This is a genomic window from Mesorhizobium terrae (genome assembly GCF_008727715.1).
GTDB classification, from domain to species: domain Bacteria; phylum Pseudomonadota; class Alphaproteobacteria; order Rhizobiales; family Rhizobiaceae; genus Mesorhizobium; species Mesorhizobium terrae.
This window is the reverse complement of the sequence record NZ_CP044218.1, coordinates 1584936-1610485: the sequence shown is the minus strand read 5'-3', so window position 1 is coordinate 1610485 and position 25550 is coordinate 1584936. Positions and strand designations below refer to the sequence as shown.

22 protein-coding genes are annotated in these 25550 nt (G+C 65.1%); 16 read left to right on the top strand and 6 right to left on the bottom strand.

What is annotated here, in order from left to right; translation table 11 throughout:
* Window positions 1–405: a GtrA family protein gene (locus tag FZF13_RS08920; RefSeq protein WP_024927533.1), complete on the top strand. Its 405-nt coding sequence runs from the start codon at window positions 1–3 to the stop codon at window positions 403–405.
* Here FZF13_RS08920 and FZF13_RS08915 read toward each other — a convergent pair.
* Window positions 357–1043: a class I SAM-dependent methyltransferase gene (locus FZF13_RS08915; protein WP_024924326.1), complete on the bottom strand. Its 687-nt coding sequence runs from the start codon at window positions 1041–1043 to the stop codon at window positions 357–359. The genes FZF13_RS08920 and FZF13_RS08915 overlap by 49 nt on opposite strands.
* Before the next feature lie 99 nt (window positions 1044–1142).
* Here FZF13_RS08915 and FZF13_RS08910 point away from each other — a divergent pair, with 99 nt between their 5' ends.
* The 13 genes from FZF13_RS08910 (at window position 1143) to FZF13_RS08850 (ending at window position 15755) form a co-directional block, all read left to right on the top strand.
* Entirely contained in the window at window positions 1143–3038 is a 1896-nt protein-coding gene (locus FZF13_RS08910; RefSeq protein ID WP_024927809.1) for a hypothetical protein, read from the top strand.
* 122 nt (window positions 3039–3160) lie between these two features.
* Window positions 3161–4510: a putative bifunctional diguanylate cyclase/phosphodiesterase gene (locus FZF13_RS08905; RefSeq protein WP_065998124.1), complete on the top strand. Its 1350-nt coding sequence runs from the start codon at window positions 3161–3163 to the stop codon at window positions 4508–4510.
* Window positions 4511–4716: 206 nt separating this feature from the next.
* Window positions 4717–5484 carry an SDR family NAD(P)-dependent oxidoreductase gene (locus FZF13_RS08900; RefSeq protein ID WP_024924323.1) on the top strand — a complete coding sequence of 256 codons (768 nt, stop codon included), beginning with the start codon at window positions 4717–4719 and terminating at the stop codon, window positions 5482–5484.
* Window positions 5481–6425 (top strand): 2-dehydro-3-deoxygalactonokinase, encoded by a 945-nt coding sequence (locus tag FZF13_RS08895; protein WP_024924322.1) that lies wholly within the window; start codon window positions 5481–5483, stop codon window positions 6423–6425. Before FZF13_RS08900 ends, FZF13_RS08895 begins: the two co-directional genes overlap by 4 nt.
* A complete protein-coding gene (locus tag FZF13_RS08890; RefSeq protein ID WP_024924321.1) occupies window positions 6422–7060 on the top strand; it encodes a 2-dehydro-3-deoxy-6-phosphogalactonate aldolase in 639 nt (212 codons plus the stop codon). The genes FZF13_RS08895 and FZF13_RS08890 overlap by 4 nt, the downstream gene beginning before the upstream one ends.
* On the top strand, window positions 7060–7932 hold the full coding sequence (locus FZF13_RS08885) for an SMP-30/gluconolactonase/LRE family protein (protein WP_024924320.1): 873 nt from the start codon (window positions 7060–7062) through the stop codon (window positions 7930–7932). The genes FZF13_RS08890 and FZF13_RS08885 overlap by 1 nt, the downstream gene beginning before the upstream one ends.
* Window positions 7933–8030: 98 nt before the next feature.
* Window positions 8031–9083 (top strand): D-alanine--D-alanine ligase family protein, encoded by a 1053-nt coding sequence (locus tag FZF13_RS08880; RefSeq protein WP_024924319.1) that lies wholly within the window; start codon window positions 8031–8033, stop codon window positions 9081–9083.
* Between the two features lie 71 nt (window positions 9084–9154).
* Complete coding sequence (gene pcaF, locus FZF13_RS08875) at window positions 9155–10363, top strand: 3-oxoadipyl-CoA thiolase (protein ID WP_024924318.1); 1209 nt, start codon at window positions 9155–9157, stop codon at window positions 10361–10363.
* Between the two features lie 169 nt (window positions 10364–10532).
* Window positions 10533–12176 (top strand): ABC transporter substrate-binding protein, encoded by a 1644-nt coding sequence (locus FZF13_RS08870; protein WP_024924317.1) that lies wholly within the window; start codon window positions 10533–10535, stop codon window positions 12174–12176.
* Between the two features lie 78 nt (window positions 12177–12254).
* Window positions 12255–13259 (top strand): ABC transporter permease, encoded by a 1005-nt coding sequence (locus tag FZF13_RS08865; RefSeq protein WP_373426406.1) that lies wholly within the window; start codon window positions 12255–12257, stop codon window positions 13257–13259.
* Window positions 13256–14179 (top strand): nickel transporter permease, encoded by a 924-nt coding sequence (nikC, locus tag FZF13_RS08860; RefSeq protein ID WP_024924315.1) that lies wholly within the window; start codon window positions 13256–13258, stop codon window positions 14177–14179. Before FZF13_RS08865 ends, nikC begins: the two co-directional genes overlap by 4 nt.
* A complete protein-coding gene (locus FZF13_RS08855; protein ID WP_024924314.1) occupies window positions 14176–15009 on the top strand; it encodes an ABC transporter ATP-binding protein in 834 nt (277 codons plus the stop codon). The genes nikC and FZF13_RS08855 overlap by 4 nt, the downstream gene beginning before the upstream one ends.
* Complete coding sequence (locus tag FZF13_RS08850; protein WP_024924313.1) at window positions 15006–15755, top strand: ABC transporter ATP-binding protein; 750 nt, start codon at window positions 15006–15008, stop codon at window positions 15753–15755. Before FZF13_RS08855 ends, FZF13_RS08850 begins: the two co-directional genes overlap by 4 nt.
* A 36-nt stretch (window positions 15756–15791) precedes the next feature.
* Here the strand turns inward: FZF13_RS08850 and FZF13_RS08845 are convergent, their stop codons facing one another.
* From FZF13_RS08845 to FZF13_RS08835, 3 genes are read right to left on the bottom strand one after another with little or no spacing between them, the layout of a single operon-like run.
* Window positions 15792–18854, bottom strand: a complete 3063-nt coding sequence (locus tag FZF13_RS08845) for an efflux RND transporter permease subunit (protein WP_024924312.1) — start codon at window positions 18852–18854, stop codon at window positions 15792–15794.
* Between the two features lie 10 nt (window positions 18855–18864).
* Window positions 18865–19929 (bottom strand): efflux RND transporter periplasmic adaptor subunit, encoded by a 1065-nt coding sequence (locus FZF13_RS08840; RefSeq protein WP_024924311.1) that lies wholly within the window; start codon window positions 19927–19929, stop codon window positions 18865–18867.
* A complete protein-coding gene (locus tag FZF13_RS08835; RefSeq protein WP_081766880.1) occupies window positions 19926–21071 on the bottom strand; it encodes an efflux RND transporter periplasmic adaptor subunit in 1146 nt (381 codons plus the stop codon). The genes FZF13_RS08840 and FZF13_RS08835 overlap by 4 nt, the downstream gene beginning before the upstream one ends.
* 255 nt (window positions 21072–21326) lie before the next feature.
* Here FZF13_RS08835 and FZF13_RS08830 point away from each other — a divergent pair, with 255 nt between their 5' ends.
* Complete coding sequence (locus tag FZF13_RS08830; RefSeq protein WP_024924309.1) at window positions 21327–22601, top strand: 4-aminobutyrate--2-oxoglutarate transaminase; 1275 nt, start codon at window positions 21327–21329, stop codon at window positions 22599–22601.
* Window positions 22602–22698: 97 nt separating this feature from the next.
* Here FZF13_RS08830 and FZF13_RS08825 read toward each other — a convergent pair whose 3' ends face one another.
* A complete protein-coding gene (locus tag FZF13_RS08825) occupies window positions 22699–23325 on the bottom strand; it encodes a TetR/AcrR family transcriptional regulator (RefSeq protein ID WP_307418159.1) in 627 nt (208 codons plus the stop codon).
* 67 nt (window positions 23326–23392) lie between these two features.
* Here FZF13_RS08825 and FZF13_RS08820 point away from each other — a divergent pair, with 67 nt between their 5' ends.
* A complete protein-coding gene (locus FZF13_RS08820; RefSeq protein WP_024924307.1) occupies window positions 23393–23923 on the top strand; it encodes a DinB family protein in 531 nt (176 codons plus the stop codon).
* Window positions 23924–23974: 51 nt separating this feature from the next.
* Here FZF13_RS08820 and FZF13_RS08815 read toward each other — a convergent pair whose 3' ends face one another.
* Window positions 23975–25219 carry an NAD(P)/FAD-dependent oxidoreductase gene (locus FZF13_RS08815; RefSeq protein WP_024924306.1) on the bottom strand — a complete coding sequence of 415 codons (1245 nt, stop codon included), beginning with the start codon at window positions 25217–25219 and terminating at the stop codon, window positions 23975–23977.
* Window positions 25220–25550 lie beyond the last annotated feature (331 nt).

The following is a 25550-nucleotide window of genomic DNA, read 5'->3' as shown; positions in this document are numbered from 1 at the left end:
ATGGTCATAACGGCGCAGAACTTCCTTCGCAGTCGCCTGACGCGCTTCGTCATCGTCGGCGCAGGTGCCAATCTCCTGCTATTCGCGCTGACCTATATTCTGCTGCGGTGCGGCGTGCCTGCGCTTCTCGCAGGCGCAGCGGGATATGCGGCAGCCTTCGGAGCAGCCTATCTCGCGCAGCGGGACTGGACCTTCGGAGGCATGCATCGCGACAATTCGCCGTTGCCGCGCTATGCTATGGCACAACTCGCTTGCGCTGCTACATCGAGCCTGGTCGGGCATATCTGCACCAGCCGCCTGGCCATGGCGCCATCGGCAGCGTCGCTGACCGTTACGATCACCGCAGCCTTCATGAGTTACGTCGTGACCTCGCGATGGGTCTTCGTGTCTGAAGACAGACACTGAGCGCCTCGCTTTCGCAGCCCAGCAATAAAGTGCAGATTCCGGTCGCAGACGAGGCTGGCCGGCAAGGGATAGAGCGAGAGGTTCTCGCGCCAGTTTCGAACTTCGATGCCCGCACCGCGGAATGCCACGCCCCATTCGGCCCGGCTCAGATAATTGTAAGGCAGGCGAACATCGTGCCCCTTATTGCCGACCCAATCCATGACGCGCAGGGTCGTGTATGCGGCGAAGCCTTCGCGCAGGTGATCCTTGATCACCACTCCCTCGCGCGCCACCCGGACAGCTTCGGCGAGGAGCCGGGCTGGATGGTCGGTATGATGCAGCACGTCGACAATGGTGACCCAGTCGAAGGAACCGTCGCCCGCCGGGATCGTCTCGCCGTCAAAGCGTTCGACCGGGATATGCGTGTGTGGCCGCAGCATGACGTCGATGCCGCGAAAGGTCAGTCCCGGCTTGATGTCCATGATCGCACGCGCGATCGACCCGTCGCCGCAGCCGAGGTCGAGAACGCTGCCCGTGGCGCTCATTTCTTCCGCCAGACACGTTGAGAGGACCCGAACGCGGCGCCGGAACACCGCCCGGTCATGGATTGTGTTGAGAACCCTCTTCTCCGCCGTCTTCAAAAAGCTCACCTGGGACATCTGACCTTCCGTGACGATGCCCGCGCCTCTCGATCGCGCGGTCGTCCCAAGCTATCCTCAATGGGTTAAGACGAGGTTCGTCCGAATCCGCGCCGCCCAATGCAGGGCTGGAACGCTGTTTTACAGTTTGTTGAAGGCTGCCTGCTTAGACTGCCGCTTCTGGCTGCTGCATCGATCGCGAACATGAAAACACAGGCTAATCCCGCCAACGAGTTCCTGAAGCCTTGGCCGTTACACGGCTGGCGAAGCGACCTCGCCTTCGCGGCAGGTGCCGCGATGTTGCTTGTGGCGATCGAGGCGTGCATCGGATTTCCAACCCTCACCAATGCCGGGGGAGACAACGACAGCCAGATGCGGTTGGTCGAAGTGCGGGATCTCCTCAGCGGACAAGGCTGGTTCGACCTGCACCAGTACCGTATGGGGCCGCAGGGTGGTTTTATCATGCACTGGTCGCGGTTGGTGGATGCACCCTTGGCCGCGCTGATCACGACAGCCCACGCGCTCGGCCTATCCATGCCTGCGGCGGAGACTTTTGCGAAAATCGTCTGGCCAACGTTGATGTGCTGGTGGACGGTCTTCTTCATTGTTCAGGCGGCGCGCCAGTACGGTGGAAATGCGGCGGGCGTGCCGGCACTCGTCATCGCGGCGGCAGGGCCTTTCTTTATCGGCCTCTATCAACCCGGCAACATCGATCACCACAACGTACAGCTTATGCTCGTCGCGGCGAGCCTTTACTTCTTGCTGAACGCACCACATTGGCGGCCGGCGGCCACCCTGTCAGGAGTATGCGCGGGCCTAACACTCGCCGTCGGCATGGAGACCGCCCCGCTGGTCGTGGTGACCGGCCTCGGCGTGGCGGCGCTGTTCTTCATGCATGGTGAGCGGGAGGCGCGCACCGCCTTTGGCTTTGGGCTAGGCTTCGCCGGCGTCTCGTCCGTTATCTTTGTCACCACCATCGCGCCATCCAACTGGAACGTTGCGACCTGCGACGGCTTTTCTGTCATACAGTTCGTGCTCGCAGCCCTTGCCGGCTTCGGTCTTGCGGCCACCGCTTCCGTCGGCAGCGTTCGCGCCAGCCGGTCATACAGATTGGTCGCGCTTCTCCTGCTGGGGATCGTGGTAGTCACGGTTGTCGCTGTCTTTTTCCCGCAATGCCTGCGCAGCCCCTATGCCGGTCTCGATCCCCGCCTGCATACATTGTGGCTGGATAAAATATCCGAGGTGCAGTCGCTGTTCCAACTCGCGACCGACAACCGCGCGATGTTGTTCGGTGCCTATGCTACGCCGCTGATTGCGCTCGCGCTTGTGCTGCGTCGCCTGTTGCGCGGCGACCGGCGACGAGAGGTCTTCGTCGTCGGCGTGCTTCTCCTGACCGCCTTGACGATCAGCGTCTGGCAGGTGCGGGGTACAAATTTCACGATCGCGCTTGCCGCCATCCCGCTGGCAGCCTGGGTGGCAAGCTGGCGCGAATACGCGACGAACTTCCCTTCGGCAAAAACAACGCTGGCGTCCGTCGCGGTCTGGCTGGTTTCACTGAACGCCGTCTGGAGCGTCAGCGCCTCGACGATTTCGGTAATCGCCGAAAGCGAAACGAGCCCGGTCGCCGGTCAAAGCTGCGAGACGCCCGGCGATTATCTCGCTCTGGCGGCGCAACCGGCCACGACTGTTATGGCCATATCCAATCTCGGCTCTCTGATACTTGCCAATACAGGGCAGCGCGTGCTGGCCGGCCCCTATCATCGCAATGGCGAGGGCAACCTCCTCGTTCTGGACGCATTCACCGGCACATCGACGGCCGCTGAAGCGGTCGTACGCGGCCAGCATATCGGGCTGGTTGCCTTGTGTCGTGGCAATTCCGAGACTCGTTTTCTCGCGGGTCAAAGCCCCGACGGGTTCCTCGCAGCGCTCATCAAGGGCCAGGTACCGTCCTGGCTGGAGCCTGTTGCCGGCACCGAGGGCAAGGCCCTTGAACTGTATCGCGTCAGAACCGGCTAACGGTTTATCGCGCCGGATAATTTTTCATCGCTCGGGAAGCGCCGGCTTATATTCGAGATACCTTTCTTAAACGGTTTGATGTCAGTCTCATAAGAAATACCAGAATAAGAACAGGGACGCCGATGCAAACCTCGTTTGGCACCGGGCAGACGAACAGGGAGAATACGGATCTGGCTTTCACAGATCCGTTGACTGGCCTCGGCAATCACCGCCGCTTCTTCGACAAGGTCGAACGCCTCATTTCCGATCGCTCGGACGACCCGGCACCCTTTGCCGTCGGCATTCTGGACCTCGATGGCTTCAAGCCGATCAACGATCTGTTCGGCCACAAGGCCGGCGACGACATCCTGATCCAGGTGGCGATGCGCCTGCGCGCCTCGATGGACAGCTATTCCACCGTCTGCCGCATCGGCGCCGACGAGTTCGCCTTCCTTTATCCGATGGTGTTCAGCGAGGAGGCGGCGACCGAAAAGGCGCGCATGCTGATCGAAATCCTGTCGGCGCCCTATGACGTCGGCGAACGCACCGCCAGGCTGTCGGCATCGACCGGCTGCTCGCTGTTTTATTCCGGCGACGAGACCACCGAGATCCTGCTCAACAAGGCGGAGACGGCGCTTTATCACGCCAAGCGCTCTGGCCGTGGCCAGGTCGTCGTCTACACACGCGAGATGGAAGAAGCGGCCAAGCGCGTCACCCGCATCGAACAGGCGCTGCGCCGGGCGGTTTCGGCCGGCGAGGTCGAGCCGCATTTCCAGCCGATCGTCGATCTGGCCACCCGTCGCACCATCGGCTTCGAGGCACTGGCGCGCTGGTCGGACCCGGATTTGGGCCCGGTATCGCCGGCCGTCTTCATTCCGATCGCCGAGGAGCGCGGCATCATCGGGCCGCTGTCCCAGCTTGTTCTGCGCAAGGCCACGGAAGCGGCGCGCGGCTGGCCGGCGGATTTGTTCCTGTCCTTCAACCTGTCGCCGTCCCAGCTGGTCGACCAGAACACCGGGCTGCACATCCTGTCGATCCTCGAGCGCACCGGCTTCGACCCGCGCCGACTGGAAATCGAGATCACCGAAACCGGCCTGATGAACGACCCGGTCTCGGCCGAAAAGATCGTCGAGGATTTGCGGCGGGTCGGCATCCGCGTTTCGCTGGACGATTTCGGCACCGGCCAGTCTTCGCTCGGCCGCTTGCGCGAGTTCAACTTCGACAAGCTGAAGATCGACCGGGCCTTCGTGTCGTCTATCCTCGACGACCGTCCGTCGGAACATATCATCCGCGCCATTCTCGCCATGTGCGAGGGCCTTGGCATGGATGTCGTGGCCGAAGGCATCGAGGAGGAGGCGCAGGCCGACCGTCTCGCGCAGTTCGGTTGCGCTGGTGGCCAGGGATATCTGTTCGGCAAACCGGCCAATGCCGATGCTACGCTGGGCTATCTGCGCGATTCCTTCCGCGGCGCGCTGCGCGCCAAGGCGGTCTAACCCGCTCCAGGGGCAAACCCGCCGCCGCGTTTCGGCCCAATTCCTTCCCCGTTTCTCCTTTTGTCAGACAAAATGAAGCGGCGCGCATTTTCACGCTTGCCCGTGGCAGGCCGCTGGCTAGGATGCGGCGCCGTCAGGCCAGAGCGCCGCGTGTCCATTCCGACACGAAGGACGCTCCAGCACTATGCGTTGCGGAGGAAGTCGTCATGATGCCATCGGCGCGGTTTGCCGATCTGGAAGGTGCGTCGGTGCTGATCACCGGCGGCGGTACAGGCATCGGTGCCAGGCTGACGGAGGGTTTCGCACGCCAGGGTGCCAGGGTTGCCTTCATCGACATCGCCGAAGCGCCGAGCCGGCTGCTTTGCGAGGCGCTTGCCCGGGAAGCCGCTCATGCGCCGCTTTTCCTCAAGGCGGACCTGCGCGACATCGAAGCCTTGCGCGGCGCCGTTCAAGCGGCGGCTCAGGCGCATGGGCCGATCACCGTTCTGGTCAACAACGCCGCCAACGATATCCGCCACGATGCGGAGACGGTGACACCGAGCGAATGGGACGACAATCTGTCGATCAACCTTCGCCCGCATTTCTTCACCGCCCAGGCGGTGGTGCCCGGCATGCAGAAGGCCGGACGTGGCGCCATCGTCAATTTCACCTCGACGTCCTTCATGCTGAACATGGGCGACATGCCGGCCTATACGGCCGCCAAGGCCGGCATCATCGGCCTCACCAAGGGGCTCGCCGGCCGCTACGGCAAGGACGGCATTCGCGTCAACGCCATCGCGCCGGGCTGGGTCATCACCGAGCGCCAGCGTCAGCTTTGGGTCAGCGGCGATAAGCTGGAAGCCCACATCGCCCGCCAGGCGATCCCGCGCGAAATGGGGCCGGACGACATGGTCGGGCCATGCCTCTTCCTTGCTTCCGACGCATCGGCGATGCTGACCGCCCAGACGCTAATCGTCGACGGAGGTCTGCTATGAACGCGTCGCCTGCGATTGCCGCAATCGACTGGGGTACGACCAGGCTGCGTGCCTGGCTGCTCGACGGCGCCGGCCGGGTTTTGGCCGAACAGCGCGGCGACGACGGGCTGATCACCGCGCGTGAGGCCGGCTTCTCGGCCGTTCTCGAACGGCATCTGGCGGCCATGCGGGCCCCGGCGACCTTGCCCGTCGTCATTTGCGGCATGGCGGGTTCGCGCCAGGGCTGGATCGAGGCGCCCTATGTCGATGTGCCGGCCCCGATCGACGCCATCCTGCGGGGCGCCATCCGCGTGCCGGGAACGACGCGCGACATCCGCATCGTGCCGGGTCTCGCGCAGCGACTGGCCGACGCGCCGGACGTGATGCGCGGCGAAGAAACGCAATTGGCCGGAGCCGGCCTGCCGGCGACCGGCAGGCATGTCGTCTGCATGCCCGGCACCCATTCGAAATGGGTGGTCGTCGACAATGGCGCGGTCGCCGGTTTCGGTACCTGGCCGACGGGCGAATTGTTCTCCGTTCTGGCGACGCATTCCATCCTGCGCCATTCGCTGGGCGAACAACCTGCTCCGGTCATCCCGGACAACGCACAGTTCCACCGCTGGTGCAGGCAGGCGCTGGAGGAAGGTGGCGATGTCTCGTCGCGGCTGTTTGCCGTTCGCGCCGCCGGGCTGCTGCAGGACCTCAAGGCCGACGATGCCGCCGCCCGTCTGTCCGGTCTGCTGATCGGCGGCGAGATCGCTTCGGCCTTGCGCCGCTATCCGGTCGGCGACGCGCCGGTTGTGCTGGTCGGTTCGGGGGCGCTTGCCGCGCTCTACGGCGCGGCATTGGAGATGGCGGGGCTTGTCGTCAGACAGGTCGATGCCGACGTTGCCGTGCGTGCGGGCCTGTTCGCGGCGGCGCGCCAGAACGGCATGATTGCCGGCAAGGAACAGAGCGCATGAGCCAGACAGCCCCATTTCCGCAGTTGAAGCGCGGCCTTGTCGCCATATTGCGCGGCTTGAAGCCCAGCGAGGCGGTGGCCGTCGCCGGCGCGGTTTATCAGGCCGGCATCGAGGCGATCGAAGTGCCGCTGAATTCGCCGGACCCGTTCACCTCCATCGCTGCCATCGTCCAGGCATTGCCGAAAACCGCGCTGATCGGCGCCGGCACGGTGCTTACCTCTGCCGACGTCGATGCGTTGCAGGGCGCGGGCGGGCGGCTGCTGGTCAGCCCCAACATCGATGCCGAGGTGATGAAACGCGCCGCTCATCACCGCCTGGTCACCATGCCCGGCGTGCTCACCCCGACGGAGGCGTTCCTGGCCATTCGGCTCGGTGCGTCCGCGCTCAAGTTTTTCCCCGCGAGTGTCATTGGCCCCGGTGGCATCGCCGCCATGCGCGCCGTCCTGCCGGCCAGCACGCCGGTGGGCGCCGTCGGCGGTGTCTCGGAAAAGGATTTCGCCGGCTACAAGACGGCCGGCGTCACCGTCTTTGGCCTGGGGTCGAGCCTGTTCAAGCCGGGCATGACAGTGGCCGAGGTCGCGGCGCGGGCCGAGGCGGCGGTCGCTGCCTGGGATGCGGTTTTCGGAGAGAAATAATGGCTGGTATCGTCTCGGTTCTTTCGGAAACCATCTGCGAACTTGGCGAAGGGCCGAGCTACGACCCGGCGACGGGCTCGCTGTTCTGGTTCAACATCGTCCACGGCCAGTTGCTCGAGCGCGGCCGCAGCGGCGTCACCAAGGTGCATGAACTCGGCCAGATGGCGAGCGCCATCGCCATCATCGACGACAAGCGGCAATTGGTTTTCACCGAAACCGGGCTGCATGTGCGTGACGTTGCCACCGGCAAACTCACCCTGCACACGCCGGTCGAGGCCGACAATGCCGGCACCCGTTCCAACGACGCGCGGGTGCATCCGTGCGGGGCGTTCTGGGTGGGCACGATGAGCAAGACGCACGCGAAGAATGCGGGTGCCATCTACTGGTTCTTCAAGGGCGAGCTGCGCCGGCTTTTTGACGGCATCACCATACCGAATTCTATCGCCTTCAGCGAGGACGGCGCCGTTGCCTATTATGTCGACAGCGATGTCAAACTGTTGATGCGCGTCGATTGCGATCCGGCCACCGGCCTGCCGGTCGGCGAGCCGAAGCTGTTCGGCGATCATCGGCAGAGCCCGGGCGATGTCGACGGCTCGGTGGTCGACCGCGACGGCATCCTGTGGAATGCCTGCTGGGGCGCCAGCGCCGTCAATGCCTATGCGCCGGACGGCAAGCTGGTGCGCTCCATCCCGATGCCGGTGCTGCAGCCGTCCTGCCCGGCTTTTTTCGGCGCGGAAGCCGACCGGCTGGCTATCACCTCTGCCTGGGCCGACCAGGACGAGGCGACCCGCGCGGCCGACCCTCAGGGCGGCAAGACGTTCCTGATCGATTTTCCGGTGCGCGGCCGCTTCGAGCCACGCGTGGCGATCTGATGGGCCTGTCGCCGGCGTTGCGGCAAAGGTCGATTTCCTAGGAACCCACCGGGTTCGCGGCGGCGAGACTGACGCCGTTTCCCATCGGACCCGCCGCCATGCCGCATCCACGCCTCCTGCTTGTCTACGAACCGGAAAAGGCCTGTTTCGATCGCCTCGTCGCGGACGGCCACGCGCCGGAGCGGGCGGCGGAAATTTCCTCCTATCTCGCCCAGTCGACCGATCTGGCGCCGGAGTTCGCCGCGATCGAACGCGCGGCTGCCGATCGCGGCCTCGGCTTCTCGGCCGTGGAGTTGGATGAAGCTGCCGCTGTGCTCGGCAAGGCGGACCGGGATACCACGCTGGTCTGGACGCTGACCGACGGCATCGCCTATTTCCGCGGTGGCGCGGCACCTGCGCTCGCGCGGCTTGCCGGCCTGAGAACAATTGGTGCCGACGATTCGCTGTTCGCGCTGTGCCAGGACAAATTCCGCTCGGGCGCGGTGCTCGGCGCGCTCGGCCTGCCGGTGCCGCAGGCGGGTCTCGCGCGTGACGGACGCTGGCTGGTCGAGCCGCCGGCCTCGGCCAAGGGCTGGTTCGTCAAGCCGAACCGGCTCGGCGCCAAGATCGGCATCTGGCCGGATTCGCATTGCCACGATCTCGGCCAGGCGCTGGAACTCAGCCGCCGGGTATTCCGACACTATGGCGACGACGTGGTGGTGCAGCCCTATGTCGCCGGTCGCAACGTGCGGGCCTCCTTCCTGGATGTCACCGCAAACGGCGATATGTCGGCGCTCGGCGTCTTCCTGGTCGAATCCGGCGGTGACTTCCAGACCATGGCCGACAGCCTCGCGCTTTACGGCGATACGGGCACCGCGGCGAAGGCGACGGGTGCCTATGTCGAACCCGAACTTGTTGCGCTTGCCGACAGCCAGCCGGCGGCCGATGCCGGGATCCGCCGCATCGCGCAGCGGCTGGTGAGCGGACTTGGTCTGCGCGACGTCTTTTCCATCGACCTGCGTGTCGAGGCCGACGATACGATCCATCTCATCGAATTCGAAGTCTGTCCCGGCTTGCCCTGTTTCGACTTCCGCGCCTATTGTCGCGCCCGTTGGTCCATGAGCCTTGCCGAGGCCATGGCCGAAACCGCGGCCCGTCGCCTGGCGGGCTGATTTATAAGATTATCCGATCCGCTTGGGTTGGTGCCGCGCCGACCGGCGCAGGCGAGGGAGGACCGCACGACATGACCGAAGCTTTCATCTGCGACTATATCCGCACGCCGATCGGACGCTTTGGGGGTGTGCTGGCTTCGGTGCGTACGGATGATCTCGGTGCCGTGCCGCTCAGGGCCCTGATGGCGCGCAATCCCGGTGTCGATTGGGCGGCCGTCGACGACGTGGTCTATGGCTGCGCCAACCAGGCCGGCGAGGACAACCGCAACGTCGCGCGCATGGCGCTGCTGCTTGCCGGCCTGCCCGTCGCGGTACCGGGTTCGACGGTCAACAGGCTGTGCGGGTCGGGCATGGACGCGGTCGGTATCGCCGCACGCGCCATCAAGGCCGGCGAGGCCGAACTGATGATCGCCGGCGGTGTCGAATCGATGAGCCGTGCCCCCTTCGTCATGCCCAAGGCCGAGACCGCCTTTTCGCGCCACGCCGAAATCCACGACACCACCATCGGCTGGCGCTTCGTCAACCCGCTGATGAAGAAGCAGTACGGTATCGATTCCATGCCGGAGACCGGCGAGAACGTCGCCGAGCAGTTTTCCGTCAGCCGCGCCGATCAGGATGCCTTCGCCGTGCGCAGTCAGGACAAGGCCGTGGCCGCGCAGGCCAATGGCCGATTGGGCAAGGAGATTGTCGCGGTGACGATCCCGCAGAAGAAAGGCGAGGCGACCGTCGTCGACAAGGACGAGCATCCGCGCGCCGGCACCACGGTCGAAACGCTGGCCAGGCTGGCGACGCCGTTCCGCAAGGAAGGCGGCACGGTGACGGCGGGCAACGCGTCGGGCGTCAATGACGGTGCTGCTGCACTGATCGTTGCCTCGGAAGCGGCGGCCCGCAAGCATGGCCTGACCCCCATCGCCCGCATTCTCGGCAGCGCCACGGCCGGCGTCGAGCCGCGCATCATGGGCATCGGTCCGGTGCCGGCGACGCAGAAGCTCTGTGCGCGCCTCGGCCTCACGCCGTCGCAATTCGACGTCGTCGAACTCAACGAGGCTTTCGCCGCGCAGGGCATTGCCGTGTTGCGCCAACTCGGCCTGGCCGAGGATGCCGCACATATCAATCCGAATGGCGGCGCCATCGCGCTCGGCCATCCCCTCGGCATGTCGGGTGCCCGCATCACCGGCACGGCGGCGCTGGAATTGCGCGAACGCGGCGCTCGTTTCGCGCTCGCCACCATGTGCATCGGCGTCGGTCAGGGCATCGCCATTGCGCTTGAGCGCGTCTGAACGAAAACCTGTTTTAACCCAATCCACTTCTGTCCATCAAATGCTCGTTGCCGGGCAGGGTGGTGGCGGATATGGTTGTTCGAGGCTTCAACAAATAACGAGCCTTTCCGGCGCAACGACGTCGCGTCCCGAACGGGGAACCAGGGGCGACGAAAACAAGGATATTCCGATGATGATGCAAACCATTGCTCTGCGTTCGCGCGGCCTGCTGGCTGGCGCCGCCCTTTCCGCACTCGTCTTCGCCGGAGCGCCCGCATGGGCAGACACGCCGCCCGACACGCTGGTCCAGGCCTGGGCGATCGACGACATCATCTCGCTTGATCCCGCCGAAGCCTTCGAGCTTTCCACAGGCGAAATCACCGGCAACACCTACGACATGCTGGTCCGGCTCGACGTCAACGACACCACCAAGGTGGTCGGCGGCATCGCCGAAAGCTGGACCGTTTCGGATGACGGCCTCACCTACACCTTCAAGCTGAAGCCGGGCCTGAAATTCGCTTCCGGCAACCCGATCTCGGCCGCAGACGTCGCCTGGTCGTTCGAGCGCGCCGTCAAGCTGAACAAGAGCCCGGCCTTCATCATCCAGCAGTTCGGCCTCACCGGCGACAACGTCGCTGAAAAGGCCAAGGCGACCGACGCCTCGACCTTTGTCTTCACCGTCGACAAGGGCTATGCGCCGAGCTTCGTGCTCAACTGCCTGACCGCCACGGTGGCGGCGGTGGTCGACAGCAAGCTGGTCAAGGAACATGTGGCTGCCGCGACGCCGACCGCCGAATACAAGTTCGACAACGATTTCGGCAATGCCTGGATGAAGACCGGCTATGCCGGTTCCGGCCCGTTCAAGACGCGCGAATGGCGCGCCAACGAGGTCGTGGTGCTGGAGCGCAACGACAATTATTACGGCACCAAGGCCCATATGGCGCGTGTCATCTATCGCCACGTGAAGGAGAGCGCCGCCCAGCGCCTGCTGCTGGAGAAAGGCGACATTGACGTGGCGCGCAATTTGCAGCCGGGCGACTACAGCTCGGTCGGCAAGAATGCCGATCTCGCCACCATCTCGAAGCCGAAGAGCACGGTCTACTACGTCAGCCTCAACCAGAAGAACCCGAACCTCTCCAAGCCCGAGGTGCGCGAGGCCTTCAAATATCTGATCGACTACGATGCGCTCGGCGACACGCTGCTCAACGGCATCGGCGTCGTCCACCAGGACTTCCTGCCCAAGGGTATCCTGGGTGCCGTGGACGAGAAGCATTATAAGCTGGACGTTGCCAAGGCGAAGGAGCTGTTGGCCAAGGCCGGGCTGAAGGACGGTTTCACCATCACTCTGGACACGCGCAGCGGCCAGCCGGAATCCGGTGTCGCCGAATCGATTCAGCAGACGGCGGCCCAGGCCGGCATCAAGATCGAGCTCGTACCGGAAGACTTCAAGCAGCTGTTGACCCGCTATCGCGCGCGCCAGCACGACATGGCCATCCTGCAGTGGGGCGTCGACTATTGGGATCCGAATTCCAACTCGGAAACCTTCGCCACCAATCCCAACAACGCCGACGATTCGAAGAACAAGACGCTGGCCTGGCGCAATGCCTGGAACGTGCCAGCGGAAATCCAGAAGGAATCGGCGGCCGCGCTCCTGGAACGCGACACCGACAAGCGTATCAAGATGTACGAGGATCTGCAGACCAAGATCCGCGAACAGGGCCCGTTCAACTTCATCTGGCAGCAGACCGAGGTTGCCGGACTGCGCAAGAACGTCCAGGGCCTGAAGCTGGGGCCGACCTTCGACACCAACTTCCTGGCCCCGGTCACCAAGTAACACCCCGGAGCACCCGGTTCCTTGTCGCTCGTCCAGTCTCATGAGCCGGCGCGGAGGCGTAAAAACGCCTCCGCGCTTCTGCTCGCGCTCCTGCGCTTCGTCTTCGTCGCCGCGGTCACCTTCCTCGGGCTGATCGCGGTTACCTTCTTCATCGGCCGCGTCATGCCCATCGATCCCGTCCTGGCGATCGTCGGCGATCGCGCGCCGGCCAGCGTCGTCGCCGCGGCGCGCCAGCAATATGGTTTCGACCTGCCGGTCTGGCAGCAGTTTCTCCTCTATCTGAAGAAGGCGCTGACCGGCGATTTCGGCACTTCCATCCTGTCGACCTATCCGGTCATGCAGGACATCCGCCGCGTTTTCCCGGCCACGCTGGAACTGGCGACGGTCGGCACGGTGATCGGCGTGGCGTTCGGCATTCCGCTCGGCGTGCTCGCCGCCGTCAAGCGCGGCTCCTTCATCGACCAGGCGGTGCGGGTCGTCGGCCTCATCGGCTATTCGATGCCGATTTTCTGGTTGGGCCTGCTCGGTCTGCTGGTCTTCTATGCCCGGCTCGGCTGGGTCGAAGGGCCGGGCCGCATCGGCATCGCCTATGAATACACCTTCACGCCCGTCACCGGGCTCTATCTGCTCGACGCCATAATCCAGCGCGACTGGTCGGCATTCAAGGACATCTTCTCCCACATCATCCTGCCGGCTTCGCTGCTCGGCTATGTTTCCATGGCCTATATCAGCCGCATGACGCGGTCGTTCATGCTGAACGAGCTCTCGCAGGAATATGTCGTCGCCGCCCGCGCCAAGGGCCTGTCGGAAGCGCGCATCATCTGGGGGCATGCCTTGCGCAATTCCGCGGTGCCGCTGGTCACCGTCATCGCCTTGTCCTACGCCACATTGCTCGAGGGCTCGGTGCTGACCGAGACGGTGTTCTCCTGGCCCGGCATCGGCCTTTATTTGACCAATTCGCTGCAGAACGCCGACATGAACGCTGTGCTGGGCGCCACCATCATGATCGGCGCGGTCTTCATCGGCCTCAATCTTCTTTCCGATCTGCTCTACCAGCTGCTCGACCCGAGGACGCGGACATGAATGTGTCGGACACTGCGGCAATGAGCTGGCGCGAATGGCTGCAATCGGAGCGGCCGGCCTCGCGTTCACAGGCGCGGCTCGGCCGCGCCTACATGACCTGGCGGCGTTTTTCCGGCAACGGCCTGGCGATGATCGGACTGCTGATCATCCTGGCGCTGGTGCTGGTCGCGATCCTCGCCGGCGTGCTTGCGCCTTATTCGCCGGTCATCGGTGACCTGCGCTCAGCACTGCAGCCGCCCGGCGCCGCCCATTGGATGGGCACGGACGAACAGGGCCGCGACATCCTCTCGCGCATCATCTACGGCTCGCGGGTGACACTCTACGTCATCGTGCTCGTCGCGCTGATCGCCGCACCCATCGGCCTCCTGGTCGGTACGGTGGCCGGTTATGCCGGCGGCTGGACCGATGCCATCCTGATGCGCATCACCGACATCTTCCTGGCCTTCCCGAAGCTGATCCTGGCGCTGGCTTTCGTGGCGGCACTCGGGCCAGGCATCGAACACGCGATCATCGCGATCGCCATCACCTCCTGGCCGCCTTATGCACGCATTGCCCGCGCCGAGACGCTCACCGTGCGCAACTCCGATTACATCAAGGCGGTCGAGATCATGGGCGCCTCGCCCTTCCGCATCGTGCTGCGCCATGTCATGCCGATGTGCATCTCCTCGCTGATCGTGCGTGTCACGCTCGACATGGCCGGCATCATCATCATCGCTGCCGGCCTTGGCTTCCTCGGCCTCGGTGCACAGCCGCCCTTGCCGGAATGGGGTTCGATGATCGCGTCGGGACGTCGTTTCATTCTCGACCAGTGGTGGGTGGCGGCGATGCCCGGCATGGCCATCCTCATCGTCAGCCTCGGCTTCAATCTCCTGGGTGACGGCCTGCGCGATGCGCTCGATCCAAGGAGTTCGGGCCAATGAGCGCGCTTCTTCACGTCGAGGACCTGAAGGTCCGTTTTCCCACCCGCACCGGCGTCATCGAGGCGGTGCGCGGCGTTTCGTTCTCGCTGGGGCGCGAGCGGCTGGGCATTGTCGGCGAATCCGGCTCGGGCAAGTCGCAGACCGGCCGCGCCATCATGGGGCTGACCGATCCCCGCGCCGAGGTGACGGCCGGCAGGATGGAGTTCGACGGCATCGATCTTCTGTCGTTGCCCCAGCGCGAGCGGCGGGCGTTGCGTGGCCGGCGCGTCGCCATGATCCTGCAGGACCCCAAATATTCGCTCGACCCGGTGATGACCATCGGCCGGCAGATCGTCGAGACGCTGCGCACGCATGAGAAGGTCTCCAAGGCCGAGGCGCGCGAACGCGCGCTCGACATGCTGGCGGCCGTGCAGATCCGCGATCCCAAACGCGTCTTCGACCTGCACCCGCACGAAGTGTCGGGCGGCATGGGCCAGCGCGCCATGATCGCCATGATGCTGGTCGCCGGGCCGGAGCTGATGATCGCCGACGAGCCGACTTCGGCCCTGGACGTCACCGTGCAGCTCGAAGTGCTCGGCATCCTCGACCGGCTGGTGGCGGAGCGCGGCATGGGACTGATCTTCATCTCGCACGATCTGCGCCTGGTCTCCTCCTTCTGCGACCGCGTCGTGGTCATGTATGCCGGCAAGGTGGTCGAGCAATTGCCGGCCTCGGAACTGGCCCGCGCGCAGCATCCCTATACACGTGGCCTGCTCGACTGCATGCCCAAGATCGGCGCTGATCGGCACCCGCTGCCGGTGCTGGCGCGCAAGGCGGAGTGGGCGGCATGACGGCGGCACTCTCCATCGACAAGGTCGAGGTCGTGTTCGACCATTTCCGCGCGCTGAAAGGTGTCAGCGTCGAGGTTCAGCCCGGCGAATCCTTCGGGCTGGTCGGCGAATCCGGTTCGGGCAAGTCGACGCTGCTGCGTGCCATCGCCGGCCTGGCGCCGGTGGCTTCCGGCCGCATCACCGTCAACGGCAAGACGCTCGGCCGCCGCCGCGACCGTGATTTCTATCGCCAGGTGCAGATGGTGTTCCAGGACCCCTACGGCTCGCTGCACCCGCGCCAGACCGTCGATCGCCTTTTGCAGGAGCCGCTTGCCATCCATGGCATCGGCGACGGCGAAAGGCGCATCCAGCGCGCGCTCGACGAGGTCGGCCTCGGTTCCGGTTTCCGCTTCCGTTATTCGCACCAGCTGTCCGGCGGCCAGCGCCAGCGCGTGGCGATCGCCCGCGCCCTGATCCTCGAACCCTCGATCCTGTTGCTCGACGAACCGACCTCGGCGCTCGACGCCTCGGTGCAGGCCGAGGTGTTGAACCTGCTGGAACAGGTGCGCAAGGACCGCAAGCTGACCTTCCTCATGGTTTCGCACGACCTCGCCGTCATCAACCACATGTGCCAGCGCCTCATGGTCATGCAGAATGGCGAGGCGGTCGAACAGCTCACCGCCGCCGACCTCGTCTCGGCCCAGGTCACCCAGGACTACACGCGCCGCCTGCTCAAGGCCTCGGAAGGCTTCGTCAGGGCGGGCTGAGACGGACCCTTACCCTCCCCGACAAGGGGAGGGTAACTAGCTTGCCGCCGCCTCCGCTGCCTTCGGTTCCTTCAGCCGGAACCAGGCGACGTAGAGCGCCGGCAGGAACAGGAGCGTGATCGCCGTGCCGGCGATGATGCCGCCCATCATGGCATAGGCCATCGGCCCCCAGAACACTTCGCGCGCGATCGGGATCAGCGCCAGCGAGGCGGCCGCCGCCGTCAGCGCGATCGGCCGCATTCGGTGCTCGCTGGCCTCGATCACCGCCAGCCAGCGATCCTTGCCCCCGGCGACGAGGTCCTCGATCTGCACGATCAGGATCACCGAATTGCGGATCAGGATGCCGATCAGGGCCAAGACGCCGAGCAACGCGACGAAGCCCATCGGCGAGTTAGACGACAGCAGCGCCACCACCACGCCGATCAGGCCCAGCGGCGCCACCGCCACCACCAGGAACAAGCGCTGGAAGCTCTGCAGCTGGATCATCAGGATCGTGGCCATGACGAACAGCATCAGCGGCACGACGGCGGCGATCGGTCCCTGGCTCTTGGCGCTTTCCTCGACCGAGCCGCCGGTGGCGACGCTATATCCTTGCGGCAGCTTGGCGATGAAGGCATCGACCGTCGGCTTGAGCTCGTTGACGACGGTATCGGGCAGCGCACTGCCGACCAGCCCGGCCCGCACGGTCAGGGTCGGGATGCGATGCCGGCGCCAGATCGTCGGCTGCTCCAGCGCGGTGTCAAAATTGGCGACCGCCGCGAGCGGGATGGATTCGCCGGTGCCCGTCGGCAACTGCATGTTCTTCAGTGTCTCCAGCGAACTCCTCTCCGCCTCGCGCGAGCGCACCACCACATTGACCAGATAGGTGGAATCGCGGACCTGCGTGATGGTGACGCCGCCGACGACGCTGTTGAGTGCCGAGGCGATGTCCTGCGAGGTGATGCCGAGCTGGCGCGCCTTGTCCTGCAGCACGTCCACCTTCAGCACACGCTCCGGCTCGTTCCAGTCGAAGGTCGGCGCGGCAAGCTTCGGATTGGTCGAAATGCGGCCGGCCAGATCCTGCGCCAGGTCGCGCACCTTCTGCACGTCTGGGCCGCTCACCCGGTATTGCACCGGCCGTCCGACCGGAGGCCCGAGCTCCAGCGTCTTGACGAAAGTGTCGGTGCCGACGAACTGCTCGCGCAGCAGCTTGTCGATGGCAGCGTGCACGCGGTTGCGCTCCTCGACACCCTTGGTGACGATGACGGTCTGACCGAAATACGGGTTGGACGGCTGCACGTCATAGGCCAGCACGAAGCGCACCGCGCTCTGCCCGACATAGGAGCTCCAATGGGCGATGTCGGGATTGCCGACCAATGCCAGCTTCTCGAACCGCTCCATCTGTTCGCGCGTCTCGGCGATCGAGCTGTTCTGCGGCAGGTTCCAGTCGACGATCAGCTCCGGCCGGTCGGAGGCCGGGAAGAATTGCTGCTGCACCAAGGTGAGCCCGGCGAGCGAGGTCAGGAAGAGCAGTACGGTCGCGATGATGGTCAGCCAGTAGCGCCGCACCGAAAGCACCAGGGTGCGCCGGAACAGCGCCGTGAAGCGACCGGGCTGGTCGTGGTGTTTCTTCATCGTCGCCGGCAGGAAGGTGACGCCGAGCAGCGGCGCGAACAGCACCGCCACGACCCACGACACCAGCAGCGAAACCGCGATGACCACGAACAGCGTGAAGGTGTACTCACCGGCCGCGCTCGAATTGAGGCCGATGGGGATGAAGCCGGCCACCGTCACCAGCGTGCCGGTGAGCATGGGGAAGGCGGTTGATGTGTAGACATAGGTGGCCGCTTTCTTGAGCGGGTCGCCCACCTCCAGCCGCGCCACCATCATCTCCACCGCGATCATGGCGTCGTCCACCAAAAGGCCGAGCGCGATGATCAGCGCGCCCAGCGACACGCGCTGCAGCGAGATGCCGAGATAGGTCATGAACAGGAAGGTGATGGCCAGCACCAGCGGGATCGACAGCGCCACGACGAAACCGGCACGCAGGCCAAGGCTGATGAAGGAAACCGCAAGCACGATGGCCACCGCCTCGAACAGCGCCCGCGTGAAACCGGATACCGCTTCCTCAACGATGAGCGGCTGGTCGGCGACAAGATGCACGCCGACGCCAACCGGCAGTTCGCCCTTCACCTCCTCCATCTTGTGGTCCAGCGCCTTGCCGAATTCCAACAGGTTGGCGTTGGGTTTCATGCCGACGGCAAGTCCGATGGCGTCCTGGCCGTTAAAGCGGAACAGCGAGGCGGGCGGATCGGTGTAGCCGCGCGTGATGGTGGCGACGTCGCTCAACCTGAAGAAACGGTTGTTGACCCTGAGATTGATGGCGCGAAGGCTGTCTTCGGAGGCGAACTGGCCGGTGACGCGCACGCTGACCTGCTCCGGTCCCGACTGGATGACGCCGGAGGGCGCGATGGCATTCTGCGCCTGCAGCGAGGCGATGATCTGCTGCTGGTTGAGGCCGAGCGCGGCGATCTGGCGCGTCGAGAATTCGAGATAGATCGCCTCGTCGCGCGCGCCGATCAAGTCGACCTTGCCGGCATTGGGCACGGTCAGCACTTCGGCGCGCACGTTCTCGACATAGTCGCGCAGCTGGCGGGGCGTCAGGCCGTCGGCGGTGAAGGCGTAGATGTTGCCGTACACGTCACCGAACCGGTCGTTGTAGAACGGGCCCTGTACGCCTTGCGGGAATTGCGGCTTGATGTCCTCGATCATGTTGCGGACCTGCAGCCAGGTCGGCACCACGTCGCGCGCCTTGGTGTTGTCTTTCAAATTGACGAAGACGATGGTGCGGCCCGCCGTTGTCACCGAGCGGGTAAAATCGAGCTTGTCGAGTTCCTCGAGCTTCTTCTCGATGCGGTCGGTGACCTGCTTGGCCTGCTCGTCCACGGAGGCGCCCGGCCAGTTGGCCTGGATCAGCATCGTCTTGATGGTGAAGGAGGGGTCTTCCTCGCGGCCGAGATTGATATAGGCGTAGACGCCGGCCACGATGAAGACCAGCATGAAATACCAGACCAGCGAGCGGTGCTCGAGTGCCCAGTCGGACAGGTTGAAACCCTTCACGCGGCCGCTCCTACGGTAGCTTGATCTTCTGGCCGGGCGTCAGGCTGTGGACGCCGGCCGTGACGACGCGGGCACCGGCATCCAGCCCGCTCGCCACGGTGAAAGTGGTGCCGCTGCGGGCGGCGACCTGCACGTCATGCGTGGCGACCGTCGCTGTCTTTTCGTCGACGATCCAGACCTGCGTCTTGCCGTCCTGTTCCAGCAGCGCCGAAAGCGGCAACTCGATTGCCGGCTTGACCGAGGTCGAACGGGTCACTGTCACCGTAGAACCGAGGCGGAAGGCGGAAGGCGGATCGATCAGTGATAGCCGCACGCGGCGCGTACGTGTGGTTTCGTCGGATTGCGGTGCCATCTCGCGCAGCCGGCCCTCAGTCTTGATCGAGGGCAGCGATTGCAGCGACACCGCGAACGGCGCCTGTTCCGTCAGGTCGCCGGTCAGCCAGTCGGGGATGTCCACCACGGCTTCGCGGGTGTCGGCGCGCGCCACCGTCACCACCATCTGCCCGGGCGAAACGGTCTGGCCGACCTCGGCGCCGACCGCCGTCACCACGCCGTCGAAATCGGAAAACAGACGAGCATAGCCGAGCTGTTCCTCGGATTTGGCGAGCGCGGCCTTGGCGCGCTCCAGATTGGCGCCGGCCGATTGCTGCGCCTGACGGGCGCTGTCATAGACGGCCTGCGAGACGTTCTTCGAGGCCAGCAACTGGCCGATGCGTTGCTCGCTGGCGTCGGCGTTGGCGGCCTGCGCCTCGGCGTTGGACAATTCGGCTTTCGCCGCCTGAACGGCGAGATCGAGCGCCGTCGGGTCGAGCGCGGCCAGCGTCGTGCCCTTGGTCACCGTGTCGCCGACATTGACGTCGCGGGCGACGATGCGGCCGAGCAGGCGGAAGGAGAGGGCGGCGCTGTAACGCGGCTCGACCGTGCCGGCGAAGCCATAGGTTTCGGTAGCGCGCGGCTGCACCGTCACCGACAGCACCGGCCGCACGATTTCGGCGGCCTTGTCGCCACTTTCCTGCGAACAGCCGGAAAGCAGGGCAGCAATCGGCATGGCGGCAATCAGCAGGGCACGGGTCATGGCTTGGCCTCCGTGGTCTCGACCACAAGGCCTGGGCTGAGCAGCTGCCCGCCGGAGGTGACGACCGTCTGGCCGGCCGTCAGCCCGTCGGCGATGGCGACCGACGCGGTGTCGTAGCCCATCACGGCGACCGGCGCGATCGCGACAGCCTTGCTGGCCGGGTCGACGACCCACACCGCGGGCTTGCCGTTGGCGGAGGTAAGCGCCTGCCAGGGCAGCACCACGGCCTTGCCGTGCTTGCCGGTGACGCTGCCGACGACCGCTGCCCCCAGCGGCATGGCCGCCGGAGTGGCGGGAAGGGCCACCTTGACGCGCACCGAGCCGGAGGCCGGGTCGACCACCGGCGCGATCTCGCGCACCGTGCCTTGCGCCGTCACCTTGGGGTCGGCCAGCAGCGCCACCGCGACCGGCGGCGGCGTCGAGCCATGCACGCCGGCGACCAGCGTTTCCTGAACGTTGAAGACCGCGTCGCGGTCGCCGTCCTCGGCCACGGTGAAGACGGTCTGCGCCGCCTGCACCACCTGTCCGGCCTCGACCTGTCTGGCCGTGATGATGCCGGGCGCACCGGCGCGCAGTTCGGTGAAGGAGAGATTTTCCTTGGCGTTGGCCAGCGCGCTGCCGGCCGCCTCGACGCTGCCCTGCGCCACCTTCAGCGCCTGGTCGGCCTGGTCATAGTCGCGCCGGGTCGTGAAGCCTTGCGAAAGTAGGGCCTTCTGGCGGTCGAACGCGGCGGCGGCCTGGGTGGACTGTGCCTGCGCGGCATCAAGGTTGGCCTGTGCGGTCCTGAGGTCCGATTCCTGCTCCTGCGGGTCGATGCGGGCCAGCACCTGGTCCGTGTCGACATGCTGGCCGACCTCGACCAGCCGCTCGGCCACGCGGCCGCCGACGCGGAAGGAAAGGTTGTTCAGCGTGCGCGCGGTGATCACGCCGGTCAGCGAGACGCTGTCGGCATAATCGGTGATTTCGGCCTGCTGGGTACCGACCAGCACCGGCAGCTTCGGCGCCGCCGCCGCGTCCTTGCGCTGGCAGCCGGAAACGAGAGCGGCGAGCGTGGCTATGGCGAGGACGGCGGTGACGGGACGCAATTGGAACGAGAGGCGTGCCGCCTTGAATCTCGACGGGACCGATCGTCGTGTTTTCATGGTCAAGGCACCCCCGGGACCGGTCGTCACCTTGATGTGACGCAATACCACTATCAGGCAGGATATCGTGCTGCTCGGAATTTGAAATAGGTCATTGATTCCGTACCGATCGGCGAGGTCGAATCGTGCGGTTGCGGCTTGCGCAGGCCCAACGGCTTGGGCCAAGCTGTCGGCTTGAGCTGGGCACGAAATAAAGCCAGAAGGCTAGGCGACAGAACCGGTTGTGAGGGCAAGGCCCTTGAGGAGAAAAGCACGATGAGCAACGCGACCATTTCCGCCCGCAAGAACGCCGCCATTTCGCGCGGCGTCGGCATGACCACGCAGATCTATGCCGAGCGTGCCGAGAATTCCGAAATCTGGGACGTCGAGGGCCGCCGCTACATCGATTTCGCCTCCGGCATCGCCGTGGTCAACACCGGCCACCGTCACCCCAAGGTGATCGAGGCGGTGAAGGCGCAGCTCGACCATTTCACCCACACCTGCCACCAGGTCGTGCCCTATGAGAACTATGTGCGGCTGGCCGAGCGCCTGAACGGCCTGCTGCCGGGCAAGTTCGACAAGAAGACGATCTTCGCCACCACCGGCGCCGAAGCCGTCGAGAACGCCGTCAAGATCGCCCGCCACGCCACCGGCCGCCAGGCCGTGATCGCCTTCACCGGCGCCTTCCACGGTCGTACCTTCATGGGCATGGCACTGACCGGCAAGGTGCAGCCCTACAAGGCCGGCTTCGGCGCGATGCCTGGCGACGTCTTCCACGTGCCGTTCCCGGTCGCGCTGCATGGCGTAACGGTGGCCGATTCGCTGGCCGCGCTCGACAAGCTGTTCAAGGCCGATGTCGACCCGGCCCGCGTCGCCGCCATTATCGTCGAACCCGTGCAGGGCGAGGGCGGTTTCTACGAGGCGCCGCGCGACTTCGTCTCGGCGCTGCGCAAGATCTGCGACCAGCACGGCATCCTGCTCATCGCCGACGAGGTGCAGACTGGCTTTGCCCGCACCGGCAAGATGTTCGCCATGGAGCATCATGACGCTGCCCCCGACCTCACCACCATGGCCAAGAGCCTGGCCGGCGGCTTCCCGCTTTCGGCCGTCACCGGCCGCGCCGAACTGATGGATTCGCCGAACCCCGGCGGTCTCGGCGGTACCTATGCCGGCAATCCGCTCGGCGTCGCCGCCGCCAATGCGGTGCTGGACGTGATCGAGGAAGAGAAGCTGAACGATCGCGCCAATGCACTGGGTTCGCGCCTGAAGCAGCGGCTGGAAGCACTGCGCGACGACGTGCCGGAGATCATCGACATTCGTGGCCCCGGCTTCATGAACGCCGTCGAGTTCAACGACGTGAGGACCAAGATGCCGTCGGCGGAGTTCGCCAACAATGTCCGGCTGAAGGCGCTGGACAAGGGCCTGATCCTGCTCACCTGCGGTGTCTATGGCAACGTCATCCGCTTCCTGGCGCCAATCACCATCCAGGACAATGTGATGACCGAGGCGCTCGACATCCTCGAAAGCTCGATCCGCGCCGCCAGGGCCTGATTTCCTCGCCGGATCGAGGACAGGATTGCTCCCCGGCATCGCGCGCGATGCCGGGGAGATTGCGTTTCAAGAACCGTTTCCGGCTTGCCGGCCGGTTTCAGCGGTCCGAAGCAGCCAGATAGGTGCACAGCAGCCGCACCAGCTCCTGCTTCAGCTCCACCGAGCCCAGCATGCCGCGTCGCGCCGCATTGTGGATCACGCCGTCCATGACATCCGAAAGGATCATGGCCATGACCCGGTTGCTCGCGCCTTCAGCGCTCGCCCGGTAGGCCTCCACCGCCGCGGCGTAGTGGCCGATATACTCCGCCTCGAATGCACTGTGCGGATCGCGGGTCGCGTCGAAACTCGGCGCTTCGTCGAGCAGCACCCGGTGCAGCCCGGGATTGAGGCTGTGCGCCGCAAACATGTCACGCACGAGATCGTCGACGAAACGCTCGACCGATTTTTGGCCCTCGCCCGAGCGCCGCATGATTGCGAGGCAGTCATCGAGATGCCGCCGCCTTATGGCCTCGATCAGCGAAAGCTTGTCCGGAAAATACTGGTACAGCGAACCGACGCTGACGCCGGCCGCCTCGGCAACCTTGTTGGTCGTGAACTCGGCCCAGCCATGTTCGCTCAGAATGCGAGCACCGGCTTCGACGATCGCCTCGACCGTCACCCGTGAGCGTGCCTGCCGTGGCGCCTTGCGCATGACCGCGCGCGATTTGGCAATGCGAGTAGACAAAAACGCGGCTCCCGGCGGAATATGAACACGTTACTCACATTCCACTGCAAGCGAAAGGAACCTCGTCATGAGCGGGTTGCTGCGGACTCTGTTCGGCTATCAGGCCTGGGCGAATGAAGACTTGTTCGACAAGCTCGGTGAACTCGATCCGGAACGGTATCGGACCGAATTGGCGAAAGCGGCGAAACTGATCGACCATTCACATGTCGTGGCCCGCATCTTCGCCGCCCATCTCACCGATGCCCGTCATGGCTATATGTCGGATGCGAGCGAGGAGACGCCGACGCTGCAGGAACTGCGCGCAGCCGTCGCGGCTTCGGACCACTGGTATGTCGATTATGTCGCGGGCGTCTCGCCGGCGTCGCTGGACGAGCGGCTAGCCTTCGTCTTCACCGACGGCGACAAGGGCTGCATGTCGCGCGAAGAGATGCTTGGTCATGTGATCTTGCATGGCGGTTATCACCGCGGTGAGGTCGGACGCATCCTTTCCCAACTTTCCATCACGCCGCCGTGGGACACGCTCGCCGTCCATCTCCATCGTTCCGAGCCGTCGCGCCGGCGGCAGGCCGGGCGACCGGTGCTGGCCGGTGCCGACTGATTATGGATAGCATCGAGACAAGCGAGGCCTTTGGCCCGGCAATGAAGTGACTTAGGCGGCCGGCTCGCTTTGCTGGAAGGCCGCCAGCGCCGCTTTCATCGCGTCGGGGCCGCCTGCCACTTCGTCCGGTGTTGGCGAGAAACCGGCGCCCAGCATCTTGCGGCCGAGCATGTGGTCGCCCGGGCGATTGACCGACTCGATCGCGATCAGCCGGCCATTCGCATAGTGGTAGACGGAGAACTTGTTTTCGGCGGCGTCGCCCAGCACGACGCACTGGTCGGAGCCGCCGGTCAGACCGACCATCTGCAGCTTCATGTCACCGATGTCGGACCAGAACCACGGCACCGCCGCATAGGCATCCGCGTGGCCGAGGATGGTACGCGCAGCGAGCTTGGCCTGGTCGGTGGCGTTCTGCACCGATTCCAGCCGGACGTCGCCGCCGGTCGCCCAATGGCGGTAGTTGGCGACGTCGCCGATGGCCAGCACCTCGGGCACCGAGCTGCGCATATGCTGGTCGATGCGAATACCGTTGCCGGTCACAATACCTGCAGCCTCCGCCAGCTCGACATTGGGCACCACGCCGACGCCGATGATGACGAGCTGCGCCGGCAGCCGTTCGCCGGTCGAAGTGACGGCGGCGGCGACGCGGCCGTTGTCGCCCTCCAGTCTGGAAACCGTCGTCCCGGTCAGGATGCGAACGCCGCCACCGACCAGCCTGTCATGGACATGGCCGGCGATGACCGGGGCGATGGCGCGGCCGAGCACGCGGTCGGCGGCCTCCATCACGGTCACCTTGCGCCCGCCGGCGGCAAGGGTCGCGGCGATCTCCAGCCCGATGAAGCCACCGCCGAGGATGACGACGTCGCTGGCCGAAGCGCTGAGGTCGCGGATGGCGCGCGCATCGTCCAGCGAGCGCAGCGAAACGACGCCGGCAAGGTCGGCGCCGGGCAAGGGCAATGGCCGCGGCCGCGAGCCGGTGGCCAGGATCAGCCGGTCGAAGGGCAGCGCATCACCGCCGGCAATGTCGAGCCGGCGCTGGCTAAGATCGATGCGCTCGACGCGGATGCCGGGGCGGAAATCGATGTTATGGCCGGAAAAGAAGGTGTCGCCGCGCAGCGGCTGCGGCTTGGCCTCGCCGTCCTTGATGAAGGTCTTCGACAGCGGCGGCTTGTGATAAGGCCAGTCCTTCTCGTCGCCGACCAGCACGACCGGGCCTTCGTAGCCCTCCTCGCGCAGGCTGGCCGCGGCCTGCACGCCGGCATGGCCCGCCCCGACAATGACCACTCCATTCTTCATCGCAACCCGCCTTCGCTCCGATCCTATGGCTTGCCGGCAGGTGGCGATTGTCCACTTCCGCCGCAAGAGGCCATGCCGGGGTCGCACCCTGGACAGCGGCTTGTCAATGTGGGCGCCGCCGCGGTCGTCAGGACGTAAACTTGATCGTTCTAGTTTAGAATAATTCTAAACTATTGTTTTGATTGGATTTATTGTCGATTTGCATTGACTTTTGCCAGTTCCGTCGGTTTATGGAGGCTCGCGCGTCGAGCGCATTCCTTTGATGTCTGGGCCTTGAACCCGTTCGATTGGAGGCATTCCGGTGGTTTTTCAGCGCGCGCCGCGCCTTTCG